Here is a 15,772-nt window from a genome sequence, read left to right as displayed (position 1 = left end):
GAGCTCTTTTACATGTTTTCTCCATCCATACTTCATCACTTATCACACTTTCCATAGAAGGTTAACCAACTAATTTCAACCCAATAACCGCAACAATAATGAGTACAAGGAAAAAGATTCGTTTGAAATTGGCAGATTCTTTATACCATATCATTCCTACCAAAGCCCCTCCGGCTGCACCAATACCAGTCCAGACGGCATAACCTACACCCATCGGTATCGTTTTTAATGCTAGGTAAAGGAAGAAAAAGCTACTGATGAAGCAGAAAATCATCGCGAAAAAGCTTAGCTTTGATTTCGTTTTATGCCACTGATTCAATCCAATTACCGCGATCATTTCCAAAAGTCCTGCTGCTATTAAAGTAACCCAAGCCATCAGTCACTTACCTCCTTTTTATCTGAAACTAATTTCAATCCTGCTATACCTGCTAACAGAAGTAATAACAGAAGCCCTTTGACCCATGACATCGATGCTCCAAATATGATGACATCTAACACGACGGTTCCTGCAGTTCCCATCCCGACGAATACGGCATAGGCAGTACCAACCGGGATGTCGTTTCCAGCGTTTATCAGAAAATAAAAACTAATCACAATTGCTATGATCGTCGCTATCCATTCCAAAACAGTACCTGCATGTGTGATACCAATAACCCAGCCCACTTCAAACAGTCCTGCTATTATAATTTTAGACCACTCTTTCCACATGTGTATCGCCTCCTTTAATCCATAAAAAGCCTGGGAGAAAATTAATTCTCCCAGGCTTTTATCCTTCCGTGGCACAGTAGTTATACTGTGAGTTTTCTCTCGGACCAGACCAACTGCACGTAGCGGAACCCTAGAAAACATTCACCATATACAATTATTTATCATTTTATCATGTTGTTCTTTCTTTGTCTAGCCATGATCAAAATTGTCATGCCGATTACTAACAGCATGGCACTCGATAACAGCCAGTTGAATATATTTGTAGCTGTATCAGGCAATATTCCATCATCTTCGTTGTCATTGCCGGCATCATCATTACTAGCCTCAACTTCAGCCAGCACACCATACGTTGAGAAATGGTTAACCGTTGCAGATACCTGACCATCTTTCACAGTACCATCAATTTTCTCCCAGTTACCGTTTGATTCATTAAAATAATAAACGGCAACTTGATCCGCTTCATACGATGCTTCATCATAGCCCATCGATAATTCAAATTCTCCACTATAATCTTCTGCACCTTCTGGGAACGTAAAGTCAAATGTAAACACATCACCAGCTATTTCTAAATCACCGACATCTTCAGTATCTGCTTTTTGAATCATAACCTTTGTTCCTTCTGGTAAATCATCTGGCAATTTCACCGATGTAGCTGAAGCAGCAATGTTAATTGTCATGCCAGCCTCTACTTCTGCTTTTTCATTTAAATGGACGGTCATTTTTTTATCGGCTTGGTCATTGTTGTCATCTCCATCTCCGTTGCCATCTCCATCTCCATCTCCGTTGCCGTCTCCATCTCCGTTGCCGTCTCCATCTCCGTTGCCGTCTCCATCTCCGTTGCCATCTCCATCTCCATTGCCATCTCCATCTCCATTGCCATCTCCATCTCCGTTGCCGTCTCCATCTCCGTTGCCGTCTCCATCTCCGTTGCCGTCTCCATCGCCGCCGTCATCCGAATCGACTGTGGATGGATCCCAGCCTTTAAGAACATTTTGGATGGTCCACTTCTCTGCTTCATCATCTGTCAGTTGACGACGTGAATCATTAATGACTGCTCCGGGGCCTTCATTTTTATATTCATAAAGTCGCGCATCTTCCGGTTGAAGTCCACTCATTGAAGTCCAACCTTCTTCTTTAATGTGGGCACCTAATTCACTTTCCATGATGACCACACTGCCTCGGGCTTGTGGATTTCCGCCTGCTGGCCAAGGTCTTCCTAAATAGACTGTTCCATCAGGTGCGTCACTCGTGAACGAGCTATCCTTAATCAACATGCCGTATTCATCATCAAGCAGTGTACTTGCAGCTGTTACATAACCATTATTGGAATCAGATCCTCTATCCAAGGAATGAATAGTGGAATCCTCAATGACAACACTTGCTGCACCAAAGATAAAATCTACGTCTCCTTCGATATAGACATTGGTGTAGTATTGTGTACCATCACGTGTATATAACGTGTCCTGATTACCAATAAACCGGACATTTTTAAAATATTGACGTTCACCACTGGCATACACAGCAACTGCCTGATTACCTTCTACATTGATACTCTCGTCAAATGAATTTTCTAACGTCATATTTTTGACAATTAAATCGTTCGCTCTTAAATAAACACTCGCACTTCCACTTGTACCCATTGTTCCACCAACACCATTGTCACGGCCTGCATAATTATCATAGGTAATGACCGTGTTCTCTTCACTTTCACCTAACAATGTAATGAATGGTTTGTTGTCTGGAATCGTTACAACTTCCTTATACGTACCATCTTTCACAAAAATGGTAACCGGATTACTATTGTTAGCAGGTACGGCATCGATTGCTGCCTGTACAGTTTCGTAATCACCTGATCCATCTTTTGCTACGATAAGATCACTGTCAATTTCGCCAATTTGTTTTGTTTGACCTTCTACCGTTTTCACTTGATCCTGTACCAATGTTCTGCCATCAGCAGTAGCTGATTCAGTTCCACTTACTTGGACAAAAACCTTGTCCTCATAGTTACCTGTCTGTTGTGTTGTTTCTAACAATTGCGTACCCCAATGTCCACCCCATGAATAGCCATTACGACGCTCTGCTTCGATTTCCATAATATCGTGTTTGATGACACCATCACGGCCAGAGAATATCGGTTCATTTGTGCCGATTTCATAAAAACGATACCAAGCCGTTGAGTTTTCATCTTCTACAAAATATTCGTTATTAGGATCGCCACTAATGTATCGTGTATCTTCGAGTTTCACTTCATCCAGCCATTCTAATGCTGCTTCCACTGCCTGATTAATCTCTTCTGTTTGTGGTCTGGACATCAGATAACGAATAACACCGACAGATTCACTACCGGAAATTGATGGATGCTCATAAGCGCGTGCTCCTCTTGCCTCATAAGTAACTGGATCATGCTGTGCACACCATGCAGTCAGTTTGCCATCTACTTCAATCTGGGCTTCCAAAATGTAGTCGACTGCAGAATTGATTGATTCCTTCGATTTAATGACATATTCCTCACTGACTAAATCAGAATCAAATGGATATTTTTTCTGTGCTACAAGGTCCAGCATCTCTAACACATTGACCATCGCTTCATCATTAAACGTGACATAATCCGAGTAATTACCTCTACGTGGATAGACTTGTGCAAATCCACCTGTGTCATATTGCAAATCAAATAAAAACTCAAGACCTTTTTCTACACTATCTTTATAGCGTGGATCCTTTGTTTCCTGATAGACCTGTGCAATGTACAGAATCTCAGAAATGGTTGCATCATTGTCTATCGTTCCAAGTTCCTGACCATCCTCTACCCATTCAGATCTGGATTCTTCTCCATCCCATGGTCTTGTATAAATATGTGGCCAGTTTTTCGTCCATCCGCCATGCTCCATTTGCCATGTCAGTAAATTATCTGCTTCTTCGATTGCAGTATCTAAATCGCCTGAAAATCTTGTTTCTTCAAATTCTTGTGGATATTCCCCATATTCATTCCATTCGTCCTGACTGTGCATCAAAATAACGGTTTGGCCAAATTGATTGGTTACTTTTGCTGCTTTATCAATTCGAAGATTTTCAAACCCTGGTGCTAAAAGTTCCCATTTTCTTGAAGGAACGACTACTTCTAAATCAGAGTAAGTGAAATCTTCAAACTGACCATTTAGCGTAACAGCTAACACGTTACCGGAAATCGCATGGGCACCAGCAATATCAACCGTTGTATCTTCATTTTCTGATTGAAGTGATGTAGCAAGTGTTCTCGCATCACCCCATGTTAATGCTTGATCAGATCCAGCATCCGCCGCTTTATCCTGAATATTAGCTATCACCTGATTGGCTTCTTGTTCGGTAATTTCCTTGTCCGGTTGGATCGTGTCATTGGCTACCAATTGATCAGCATAACCTAAAGCTTTGGCAGATTCGAGTACATAAGCGTACCATTCATTTGTTGAAACACCCCAAACAGATTCTTCACTCGTTAAATTTTTGAACTTGTCTTCCTGAACATAACCTAATGCTTGATTAACAAGTGCAAAAAATTCGATTCTAGTAATCGCTTCCTCATCACCTGGAAGCTGATCTACTGCAATTCCTAACTGATTCAACTTCTTCAACAGAACGCCGCCAACTACTTCCTCTGCTTCTGAATCTTCTACCTCAATTGGCCCTTCGTTACCACTGTCATTCTTATTGTGGACTCGTAAATGGTCGATATTAGCTCCACCACTCGCTCCCACTCCAGTTGCGCGAATGACATTCTCACCGCCCTTAAGCTCGACTTTAGTCGAAGTGTTTATCCAAGTGGTCCAGCCACCGGAAGGAGCAAACTCTAATTCTTCTTCGACTACTTCACCATTTACTTTAATTTGTGATGGACGCTGATCGGTCCCACCGTGTGCATAACGGAAATCCAAGTTATATTCTCCTGCAACTGGTACATCAACTGTCCATTCGACCCAGCTGCCAGGTGCATTCGGGTTGAAGTCGATAAAACCAGTTCCTGTAAACCCAACATGCTTGTTGTCAATAATTACTTTCTCCGTATCTAGCACCGCATCTTCCGCTTCATACGTCTGATCCACTTCCATTAACACTTGCATATGGTCAATGTTTGCTCCACCACTCGCTCCCGCTCCAGTTGCGCGAATGACATTTTCACCGGCTTTTAGTTGAACTTTTGTCGAAGTATTTTTCCAGGTAGTCCAACCGCCAGAAGGAGCAAACTCTAATTCTTCTGTTACTACTTCTCCATCGACACTAATATCTGCTGGACGCTGATCAGTTCCACCGTGTGCATAACGGAAATCTAAACGATATTCACCATCGACAGGTACATCAACCACCCATTCAATCCAGCCTCCTGGTGCATTTGGTTTGTAATCAACAAATCCATCGCCAGTAAAGCCGACGTGTTGATTATCGACAATCGCATCACTTAGCTCCGCATCTTCTGCTTCATAAATGTCTCCTGCACCATTTTCATCTGGTGTTTCCGGATCGGTCGGGTCCTCAGGATCTGTTGGCTCTTCCGGATCGGTCGGATAAAAACCAGAAATGCTCAAGTCATCGATATAATGACCATCTGTTCCACTATTTGGTGTAAAGCTTTCTACAAAATTCACGACAGAAGCCTGTTCATTTAACTCCGCATTTTCAAGCTTTAATTCATCATTAATATAGACACTTGCCTTTTGCTCGTCTAAATTTATTTCCACTTTCACTTTATACCAAGTATTTTCCTGCAATTCTACTAACGGTTGATAATTATCACCAGTGCGGTACGTTATATTATTATTCTTCGTTTCAATAATAACTGGTGTTCCGTCACCTTTCATTCGCATCACTTTTGTTGAGCTTGTATAACTTGGCTGCATAAAGTTTGCTTCTACCGTGACTACTCCAGCTAGATCTTCAAAGCTTTTACTTAAAATCACATTGGTCTCTTCACTGGTATCATCCAGAAACACACTTTTATTCTCTGCAGAAGGAACGTCCGCGACAGTTACGGCCCCACCACCATCGGATACAGAAACGTCTGCTGGGGCTTCACCTGTTTTATCACTGTTAAAATCGAACAGATGAGAAACATCTGCTTCTGGTACTTCTTCTACTTGTTCCTTATGAGAAATTTTCAAATCATCAACATAGTGCCCTAACGCTTTACTGCCTGGTGTAAAGGTTTCGAAATAGTTAATGACAGTTGTATCACTATTAAGCTCGGCATCTTCCAGCACAGCCTCTCCATCTATAAATACATCAGCTGTTTTATTTGCTAAATCGACTGCAACCTTGATGGCATACCATTTCCCCGGTTCCGCTTCAGCCAGATTTTCATAGGTATCATCGCCATAACGATAGCCAATCTGGTTGTTTTTTGTTTCCAAAATAACGGCTGTGTTATCGCCTTTCAATCGCATAATTTTCGTCGAGCTCGTATATTCTGGCTGCATAAATTTCATTTCTACCGTCACCTGATTCGTTAGATCTTCAAATGATTTCGAAACAGAAACAAAATCACTTTCACTCGTGTCATTTAAATGAACACTCTTATTCTCTGCATCAGGGGTCTCTGCTACGGTAACCGTACCACCAGATCCCCCTATTTCAAGCCCTTCTGGTGCATCTTCTGTTGTTTGCTGGTTGAAATCATCTTCATAGATAACAACGTTGTTAATATTGTCATCAGCTTTGACAATTGTTGCTGGCATTGAAGAAAAAACCGTTGTAATCAATAACATAAAAATAAGTGCTATATGACCTATTCGTTTCACGTTCATTTTCTCGTCTCCCTCCTCAAATTTTCCGTCACACTCTTTTTCCCAATTTCCTCCTTTCTAGTGTTCTTGGTTACGAAACTGTTTTGGTGTGACTTGTTGATATTTCTTAAAACATCTAATAAAGTTAGATGCTGTAGAAAACCCAATTTGTACAGCAATGTCTGCAACAGACATATTGGTTTCGACTAACAGCTTTTTCGCTTCATACATTCTTCTTTGCAGCACATATTGCTGAATCGTCATGCCAAACTCTTTTTTGAAAAAGTGGCACAAATAATACTTATTAAAATGAAGTCTTTCCGCTAAATCTTCCAGTTGCCAGGTTGTATTCCAAATCAGATTAATTTCTCTTAAAATTTTTTCCTGTGTTTGTATTGGATTGGTAAGATGTTGTTGATTGGTCTCATTTGTTTCTGCATGTAATCGCCGGCTTAAAAAAAGTAATAATTCCGTGACGTATAAATTCAATGCGTGTTTTTGCTGCCATTTCTCTGGTGCCATTTCTTCCTGCAGCAATTTTCGAATAATATGAGAAAAACTTTCGTAGCCTTGCGTGTCAATTTGAAGATAAAAATGTGGTGTAGGCTGTTGATCCAGTAACTCTTTAAATTCCTGATAAATTGGCTGTGTCTCCGGAAACAAATCATCTGTAAACATGATAACTACCCGTTCATATCCTTGGTCATCAGGTAATCGTACTTTATGAAGCTCACTGCTTTTAAAGCAAAGTACATGTCCTTTTTTCAGATGAAATACTTTCTCCTCGAATATAAACTGCGCTTCCCCTCCTTTGACCCAAACCATTTCAAATCCTTGATGTGAATGAAATTCTTTGATTGTATGATTATCTATTTTGTGTTGAATAGAAAACGCTGGTACATCCACAAATGGCTTAGCGGCTGCTAATTGTTCTACAATCACTCGGTCACCTCCGATTAAATGAAAGAAAACGTTTTCAATTTGAATTATAGCATATATTACCACCTTTTGAATAACGAATTATTGGTCTAAAAATATTCCTGAATTGCTATTTTTTCTCAACCATTATTTTCGTCCTAGATAAATAGTTGTATTCAAATCGATCAAAGCAATAAAAGTTAGAATAACAGAAAACCTTGCAAATCTATCTTCCCAAATGCAAGTAAACCACCAATTGAGTTATAGCTTTATCAGATTAATAATTTCTGAACTCTTTGGATTTACCTCTTCTTTATTTAGAGAAATCATTTTGCTTCCCCTCCATTTATCCTTACCTATCCTTTTCACTAAAACAGTATTTGATTATACCGTAACTATCCTTGAAGTAAGTTAAAGAAAAAGCCATCACATATGACGGCTTTTTCTTTGTCTATTGTGCAAATTTAGGATTCTTCTTCACAACAACAATAACCATCCCAACCAAAAGCAAAATACCTCCAAGAACCATCAACGTGTACATATTTGTAGCTGTATCTGGTAATTCATTTTCCGTAGTATCGTTATCATTATCTGTAGATGGTGGCGTTGTTGGTTCTTCCTCATCCGTGTCCGTGCCATTTTCATCTGGATCGACTGGATCTGCTGACTCTTCCACTAAATCAGAAGCATTAAAGACAGAATAGATACTAAAATGATCCGTCGCAACTGTGAGCCATCCATCGTGAAAAGTCGGTTCCCCTTCCACTAATGACCATTTTGCTTCTGTCGCATTCCAATAATATAAAGCGGAGTCTTCCTTTTTTTCTGCTAATGCAAAGGACAGATGAACAGGATTAACAAACTCGGAAATGGCTTGTCCAGATTGCTGGAAGCTCAAATCAAATATATCTGTTAGAGATTGATCACCTTGTTCATAATCAGCCTTGTCCATTTTATCAATCAATAATGTTAATGTTTCCCCGGTAGAGAAAGAGAGCATATCAAAAGTCAGTTGTACATCAGATTTTTTCACCATTACGGTAATGTTCTTTTCTTTGAGCTGCTGGATCTGTTCTGCAGAGAACGTAATCGAATCTGTTATACCTTCTGAATCCGGAACGATCAGTTCGAGTGTGGCCTTATCGTCTAATGTTTGGATATCTGTTTCTAGCTTCCAGCTGTCGCCATCTTTTCTCAGCTCTTCGGTTTTATGTGCCAACAATTTATTGACGACAATCAGATAAGTAGAGGCGGAACCATCTTCTGCTACGACATCTACATTAATCGCATTCATACCGTCTTCTAATGCTACAGATTCTGATGGATCCATCCCATTAACCAGAACATGGGCATCGGCAGAACTCGTTCTTGCTGCGATTTGAATGTCATCTACATCGTGTCCTACTTCTACTTGATACTCATATTGACCTGGTGAAAATGCTGGCGTTAATTCACCGTTGTTAATCGTTAACTCTTGAAGACCTGAATCAGAGGACACGCCTAGTTCATATACAGCAATTGTTCCACTTACTTCATGTGCTGCTAATAAAATAGGTTCATTCGTCGGGCTGTCTTCTGCTTTAATAAACGTTAAGCCTTCTGGCGTTACATCGCCACTTGCCGTATCGACTCCAGCATCAAGTCCTTGGAAAGTTCGAGAAGAAAAATAGCTGTCAAAGCTTGGTGATGCAGGATTCGTCATATCATATACCATGATGCCACCTTGACGCTCTAAGCCAACAAAAGCATATGTGGTACCAGCTACTTCACCGGTAATGACTGATTCAGGCTCGACACCCTTATCATCACTTCTCGACTCAAAGGAATCTTCGTCATTGTTACTATGGAAATATTCTGGCATAAATGCTGCAATTTTTTCTTCAAAATCAGAACCACTGTCATACACTAATTCTAACGTTTCTGCATCCCAGACAGAGAAAGAACGCGCGCCATATCCATAAATGGCCTCGTATTTTCCTTCTTCATTAACAGGATGTGAAGTAGAAGTACCTAGTCTTCCAAGCTGTTCTTTTTTAAACAATCCTTCTTCCACCATTTGGTCTAGTTCTTCCTGTGAATACCCTTGATAAAGGTCCGCATTTAATTGGTAGGCATCGTCTCCCACGAGATCTTCTACACGTGCTTCCTCGGAGAATCCATCCCAATCCTGAGCATCCCCTTCATTAGCAGTCAGAATATATGTCTTACCGTTCATCTCGATTAAATCCATACCATCCGGCTGGTACATGGATAAAACTGGCCAATTACGAATATTGATTTTGTCATCTTTATCCGATGCATCCAGTTTGTTATCTCCAGCAGAAAAGTCTTTATAACCTAAACTTTCAACGGTTACAAATTCACCTGTTTCGATATCCAGTTTTGCCATCGCATTGTCTTCTTGCAGGACGACATACGCATATTTACTCGCTTCATCAACAACAATATACTCTGGCTCTAGATCTTGTGCATAGGTACTATCTGGATGTACTTTTCGAACACCTTTTTCTACGATTTTATCAGTGAAGAAAGCTGTCTTTGTCTGTAATGTTGCACCTTGCGTCACACCTTCACTGACATCTATAATCGTGACAGAACCTTCGGGATTAACCGTGTAATCCTCACCTGGTTCCGCTTCATTCGCTACTAAAATATGATTGCCATCCGGTGTAATGCTCACCATATCTGGTAACGCCCCCACTTCGACCGTCGTTAATACATCACCTTCTGTAGACATTATTACAACATTGCCATTCTCTACTTTATTTTCTGCCGGCACAGCAACCGCAATAAACCTGCTTTCCGGATCAATCGCCACACTTGTTAAATCTCCGGCATCAACGCCAAAATCACTTAGCTTAATTTGCTTATCTAACGGAATTTCTTTCTCTCCTTCCGCTAATACCGACAGATCGATAATATCTAACGTTTTCTTCGAACCATTTACAGAGTAGGCTTTTGCTGTATGTGGATCATAGGCGACAATTTCGGTACCACCGTCATCAATCTCCGCACCACTGGAGTAACGGCCGAGTAATTCCACCGCTAGTGATTCATCACTTTCTGTATGGTAAGTAATGTCTGAGGCGGCACTAGTTATGACAGGACTGATAATAAGTAATATAGCTGCAAATAATAAGACCGATGTTTTCTTCATCTTTCCACTCCTTTTTACATATTCAGCTTATATTCTACATTTTCACCTTTAATCTACTATGTGGTTTATATGAATTTTTTGTAAATTTATTAAGAATACTGCGGAGTTCTGTTGAAGCAGCTTGGCTATGGCTGTATTCACTGAAAACGGAAGCTAAATGCAAAGCAGTATGAAAATTGGACATAAAACAACCCGATCCTAAAGAACTAAAAATTATCAGATAAGAATAATGAATTGATCAAATTAAGAGGATACAGTCTTTCTGTAACAGCAGCCTCCAGCTATTTCAATTCGCATAAGGCTCACTGGAGAAGTGGCTTTTGGACCTATAGTTTGCAACCTAAATTATCTACCAGATTGTTGAAAAATTATGCTAATACAGGCTGGCAGGCACTGACTAAAATATATGACTATATAGGAAATGGTTCAAGTGGATTGTATGACCAGTATATGTGTCACTTTGACCTCTTTATTGAATCCGATTGGGATATAGAATTTGGACAGCGTGATATCAGTTATCCTGGTACAATTGCCGCCGGTTGTATTCCCTAGTAAACTTCACTTAATCATCAATAGTGGCAGAGTCTTCTTTTTAGAAGCTAAGCTTTTCAAATTCAATAATCTATATTTGTTCAATAAATATATACATCGACTAGAAACTATTTCGTCAGCTTATTTCAGATTTCTTCAATAAATATCTTATTTTCACAGTAAAAAACCTCTTTATTTTGATGTGTTTGTTTGATTGTGAGTATGATACATTGTTAACAGGAAAGCGCTTTCCAAAAAATCATTATGGAGGGAATTTTATTGAAGAATGTATTTTTGAAGGCAGCTATTTTAACTGTGCTCTTCTGGAGTGTGTGCACTATTACCGCGATGGGAGAGACAAACGCAGCAGAAAGTATCGATATTGAAAGCTATGCAGAAAACATGCAGCCGGGATGGAACTTGGGAAATAGTTATGATGCGGTCGGGAGTGACGAGACTGCCTGGGGAAATCCTTTTGTTTCCCAAGCATTGATCAAAAAAATTGCTGCAGAGGGCTTTAAAAGCATCAGGATCCCGATTACCTTTGATCAACGTATGGATACAGATGGCGATTATCAGATCGATCAAGACTTTCTCGATCGCGTCGATCAAACCGTGCAATGGGCATTAGAAGAAGATTTCTACGTGATGATTAATGTCCATCACGACTCCTGGATTTGGATGGAGTCTGGCATGCAATCCAATCATGACCAGACAGTTGCTCGTTATGAAGCGATCTGGACCCAATTAGCTAATCACTTCAAAGATTATTCTACCCACCTTATGTTCGAAAGTATTAATGAACCACGATTTACTGGTACCGCCACAGAAAGTCAGCAATATTTAAATGAACTCAACAGCACTTTTCACGATATTGTCCGTTCCTCAGGTGGGAACAATGACGTTCGCCCGTTAGTGTTACCTACAATAAACACTGGATCAGAGCAGGAAAAATTGGATGCTTTGTCCGGTTTTATTCAAAATTTAGAAGATCCTAATATTATGGCGACGGTTCATTATTATGGCTTTTGGCCATTTAGCGTCAACATTGCTGGCTACACTCGTTTTGAAGAAGATTCCAAAGCTGAAATTCAGGATGTATTCGACCGGGTACACGACAGCTTCACCGCTAACGGTATCCCTGTCATTATTGGCGAATATGGCTTACTCGGATTTGATCAAAGTACTGAAGTTATTCAACAAGGGGAAAAATTAAAATTCTTCGAATATATGTTAAACTATGCCCAGCAGAAAGACTTTGTTCATATGTTATGGGATAACGGACAGCATTTAGGTCGTGAATCACTCGAATGGTCGGATCCTGCTCTCTTTGATATGATCCAAACAAGCTGGACGACTCGTTCCGCTGTACCTGATGACAATTTTATTTATCTTAATCCAGAGGAAACGATAACGGATCGTACCATTACATTTAATTTACATGGCAAGCAGTTTGATGGCATTTATCTGAATGATCAGCTGTTACAGGAAGGAGCAGACTATCAAATCAACAATAACAGCATTACGTTTACAAGCGAGTTCCTGACCACATTTGTTTCGGATGACTCACTCGGCAAAGCTGCTACCATTTCCGTTACCTTTAATGAAGGGCACAATTGGGATATTGAGGTCCGAAATTATCAAAAAGCCGAGTTACAATCCGCTGAAGGTACCACAGCTTCTTTGGAAATTCCGACAAACTTTAATGGTGACAAATTAGCGACAATGGAAGCCTATTACGAGGACGGCTCAATTGCTGGTCCACAAAATTGGACGGCATTTAAAGAATTTGAATATACCTTTTCTCCTGATTATGAAGCAGGAACGATTACACTAAAAGATAACTTTTTTAATGAGTTGAATGACGGTGTAACCAATTTGACTTTTCACTTCTGGAGTGGAGAAACCGTTGAATATACGATTGAAAAAAATGGAGAGCAAGTACAGTCTGTACAGTCAGATGTAACGGACAATACAGAGGAAGGCACAGATGAAACGGATAAAGAAACGGAAACACCTGATACATCCGACAATTCCAATGTAGACGATACCGAGGGGAATACGGAAGAAAATCAGGCAAAAGAGGAAGATAAGAACGAGAAGCAGCCAGCTTCTACTGAAAATGATGAAACAGTTCAACCAACGTCCGTTTCAACTGACACAACTGAAGACGCAAACGATGATATGCTAACTGACGTAACCAACCTGAAAGAAAATCGATTACCTGATACAGCTACTAATCAATACAACTTGATGACATTAGGATTATCTCTTCTTCTTCTCGGTATTATTTCATTGGCCCTGCAAAAGCGAAAAAATGTTGGTAGATAGAAAACTCGTATCTAGAATCTTGCCTCATTTCTACGGATAAAAGACAGCCATACTTTGATTCAAAATTGCACAAGAAAAACCGAGAAAACCCACCCGGTCCTAACTAACATAAATAATATACAACTACCTATAATATGGATTATGTAAAGTGGAACCGTCTGACATTGTGGTAATTTTGATAGATTTCATTTGCTTAGCAAAGCTCCGGAAATAGGCTCCGCGTCCTGTGGGGCACGGCTTCAGCTAACTTTGGATAGAAAATTCTTTTCTTTCCAAAGTGGATCTTCAGCGCGCGCTGATCCCACGGGAGTCTCCGCCTATTTCCTACGCTTAAGGAAGTATTACAACGTATGGAACAATTAAAAGCAGTGGTGCTAGGCTTAATGATATGTAGAATTCGAATACCATTCAATTATAATCAGTTCAATGTTCTAGCTGTTGTATAAGTTGTAGAGCCCATACATTAGCGTAGGCCAATCACGTAGACTCCCGCGGGATTGCGCAGGTGCTGAAGATCCACTTTGTGAAGTGTCTTTCTTCATAAAGTTAGCTTCAGCCGTGCCCCGCAGGACGCGAAGTGGTTGGCCGGAGCGGTATACCAGCACACTAACAATTTCAATATTACCACCAAGCTAGTTGACATAATCCATATTATAAGAAGCCAACTTATATACTTTCTCACAAAAAAAAGCCGAACCTGACACAGTTTTTTCAAACGTGTCAGGTTCGGCTATTGTTTATACAAAATCCCTAGCTATTTCTGTTATACTTTTTTCGCTCTAAACAGAAATAGAACGGCTATTAATATGGTAATCATCAGTGTAATTAGCAACGAGATCCACGTCAGGCCGGTTAAACCATAAATCAGATAACCGATTGCTGCTGCAAATGCACTGATAAATGCGTACGGTAATTGCGTGAGCACGTGGTCCATATGATTCGCGCCAGCTCCTGTGGAGGAAAGTATGGATGTATCTGAAATAGGAGAACAATGATCCCCGAATACAGAACCTGCCAAAACCGCCGCCATTGCTGGTAATACGAGATTAACATCATAGACAATCGCCATTTGTGCTGCAATTGGAAGCATAATACCGAATGTTCCCCATGAAGTTCCGGTTGCTAATGCCATAACTCCGGCAATGATAAATAATAATAAGGCAAGGTAATCAACGTTAAAAGAAATTTGATCAACGAGCGATGCCAAATACCCACCAGTATCGATGATTTCGATAATTGAACCAATCATCCAGGCTAACACAAGAATATAAATAGCCGGCATCATTGACATCGAACCATCTTTAATAATTTTCATCGCCGATATTTTTTTCCCTTTCAATGTAAAAAACAGCAAGAAGGATACTACCACTGCCACGACTCCACCAGTAAACAGTGAAAGATTGACGTTGGTATTTTCAAACATCGTTAATAAAGTCGCTCTGCCTTCTGTTGCTTGATATCCTGTGAACAGCATCATTGCGACAGTACTGACAACCAATACAATAATCGGAACTAACAAATGCACAATCGTGCCATTCTTATTGATTACTGCATTCTCTTCCACATCTGCTGCCATTGTTGTCTTTAACGGGTCCGTAACATGGCCGGTATCGATCGCACGTTGTTCATGAACACGCATTGATCCGATATTAATGTTAAACAGTGCCACTAATAAAACCAGCAACAATGCTGCGAATGCATACATATTGAGTGGAATCATTTTGACAAAAGCCTCTAATGGCTGAAATTTGGTTACCTCTGCCGCTGCAAAAATAGACCCGAGTGTACCAATAATGTAGGCACCCCAGCTCGAAATTGGTGTAACAACCGTAATCGGTGCGGAAGTAGAGTCAATAAAATAAGCAAGCTTTGCTCTCGATATTCTATAACGATCCGTTAGAGGGCGGGAAACTTGTCCAACCGCCAAACTGTTAAAATAGTCATCGATAAAGATGATAACACCTAATACTGGTGGAACAAGCTGAGCGCCTCGTCGCGCTTTCACTTTATGAATCGCCCAATCACCGAATGCCTTACTTCCACCAGATGCCGTCATAATCACCGTCATGATCCCTAATAAAAGTAAAAATAATAATAAGTAAATACTGCTTAAATTCAAACCATCACTCGTATAAAAAATATCACGAAATACAAACCAAATTTGTTGCAGACTTTTCCATATATTAAATTCATGTATAAGAAGCGCTCCGACAACAATCCCAGTTCCTAAGGATATCAATATACTTCTGGTGAATAATACTAATGCCAACATCAAAATTGCCGGAATCAGCGAAAATATCGTTCCTTCCATATCATAACCTCCACAATATCTATCCTATCCAAAAACGCAAAAAAAAACAGTAACAGAACAAAAGTC

At 40.1% G+C, this 15,772-nt stretch carries 8 protein-coding genes and 1 riboswitch; of the genes, 2 read left to right on the top strand and 6 right to left on the bottom strand.

Annotated elements, in window-relative coordinates:
• Positions 1-61: 61 nt before the first annotated feature.
• The 5 genes from MUN88_RS11190 to MUN88_RS11170 form a co-directional block, all read right to left on the bottom strand.
• A complete protein-coding gene (locus tag MUN88_RS11190) occupies positions 62-376 on the bottom strand; it encodes a DMT family transporter (RefSeq protein WP_244715019.1) in 315 nt (104 codons plus the stop codon).
• Positions 376-708 carry a DMT family transporter gene (locus MUN88_RS11185; RefSeq protein WP_244715017.1) on the bottom strand — a complete coding sequence of 111 codons (333 nt, stop codon included), beginning with the start codon at positions 706-708 and terminating at the stop codon, positions 376-378. The genes MUN88_RS11190 and MUN88_RS11185 overlap by 1 nt, the downstream gene beginning before the upstream one ends.
• Before the next feature lie 45 nt (positions 709-753).
• Positions 754-853, bottom strand: a riboswitch (guanidine-I (ykkC/yxkD leader).
• A 16-nt stretch (positions 854-869) separates the two neighbouring features.
• Positions 870-6,479, bottom strand: coding sequence for a pectate lyase (pelA, locus tag MUN88_RS11180; protein WP_244715015.1), 5,610 nt, complete (start codon positions 6,477-6,479; stop codon positions 870-872).
• A 57-nt stretch (positions 6,480-6,536) separates the two neighbouring features.
• Positions 6,537-7,400, bottom strand: coding sequence for a helix-turn-helix transcriptional regulator (locus tag MUN88_RS11175; protein WP_244715014.1), 864 nt, complete (start codon positions 7,398-7,400; stop codon positions 6,537-6,539).
• 427 nt (positions 7,401-7,827) lie between these two features.
• Entirely contained in the window at positions 7,828-10,533 is a 2,706-nt protein-coding gene (locus MUN88_RS11170) for a choice-of-anchor I family protein (protein WP_244715012.1), read from the bottom strand.
• Between the two features lie 333 nt (positions 10,534-10,866).
• Between MUN88_RS11170 and MUN88_RS11165 the strand changes: the two genes are divergently transcribed.
• Positions 10,867-11,085, top strand: coding sequence for a DUF2599 domain-containing protein (locus MUN88_RS11165; RefSeq protein ID WP_244715010.1), 219 nt, complete (start codon positions 10,867-10,869; stop codon positions 11,083-11,085).
• 258 nt (positions 11,086-11,343) lie between these two features.
• Positions 11,344-13,395 (top strand): cellulase family glycosylhydrolase, encoded by a 2,052-nt coding sequence (locus MUN88_RS11160; RefSeq protein WP_244715008.1) that lies wholly within the window; start codon positions 11,344-11,346, stop codon positions 13,393-13,395.
• A 763-nt stretch (positions 13,396-14,158) separates the two neighbouring features.
• Here MUN88_RS11160 and MUN88_RS11155 read toward each other — a convergent pair.
• Positions 14,159-15,706, bottom strand: coding sequence for a Na+/H+ antiporter NhaC family protein (locus tag MUN88_RS11155; protein ID WP_244715006.1), 1,548 nt, complete (start codon positions 15,704-15,706; stop codon positions 14,159-14,161).
• Positions 15,707-15,772: the final 66 nt, after the last annotated feature.

The organism is Gracilibacillus caseinilyticus, assembly GCF_022919115.1.
GTDB classification, from domain to species: Bacteria; Bacillota; Bacilli; order Bacillales; family Amphibacillaceae; genus Gracilibacillus; species Gracilibacillus caseinilyticus.
This window is presented reverse-complemented; position numbering and strand designations above follow the sequence as displayed.

What these genes read in the sequence shown, in the direction of transcription:
- MUN88_RS11190 (WP_244715019.1), bottom strand. Translation starts at nt 376, where the DNA reads ATGGCTTGGGTTACTTTAATAGCAGCAGGACTTTTGGAAATGATCGCG.
- MUN88_RS11185 (WP_244715017.1), bottom strand. Translation starts at nt 708, where the DNA reads ATGTGGAAAGAGTGGTCTAAAATTATAATAGCAGGACTGTTTGAAGTG.
- pelA (WP_244715015.1), bottom strand. Translation starts at nt 6,479, where the DNA reads ATGAACGTGAAACGAATAGGTCATATAGCACTTATTTTTATGTTATTG.
- MUN88_RS11170 (WP_244715012.1), bottom strand. Translation starts at nt 10,533, where the DNA reads ATGAAGAAAACATCGGTCTTATTATTTGCAGCTATATTACTTATTATC.
- MUN88_RS11155 (WP_244715006.1), bottom strand. Translation starts at nt 15,706, where the DNA reads ATGGAAGGAACGATATTTTCGCTGATTCCGGCAATTTTGATGTTGGCA.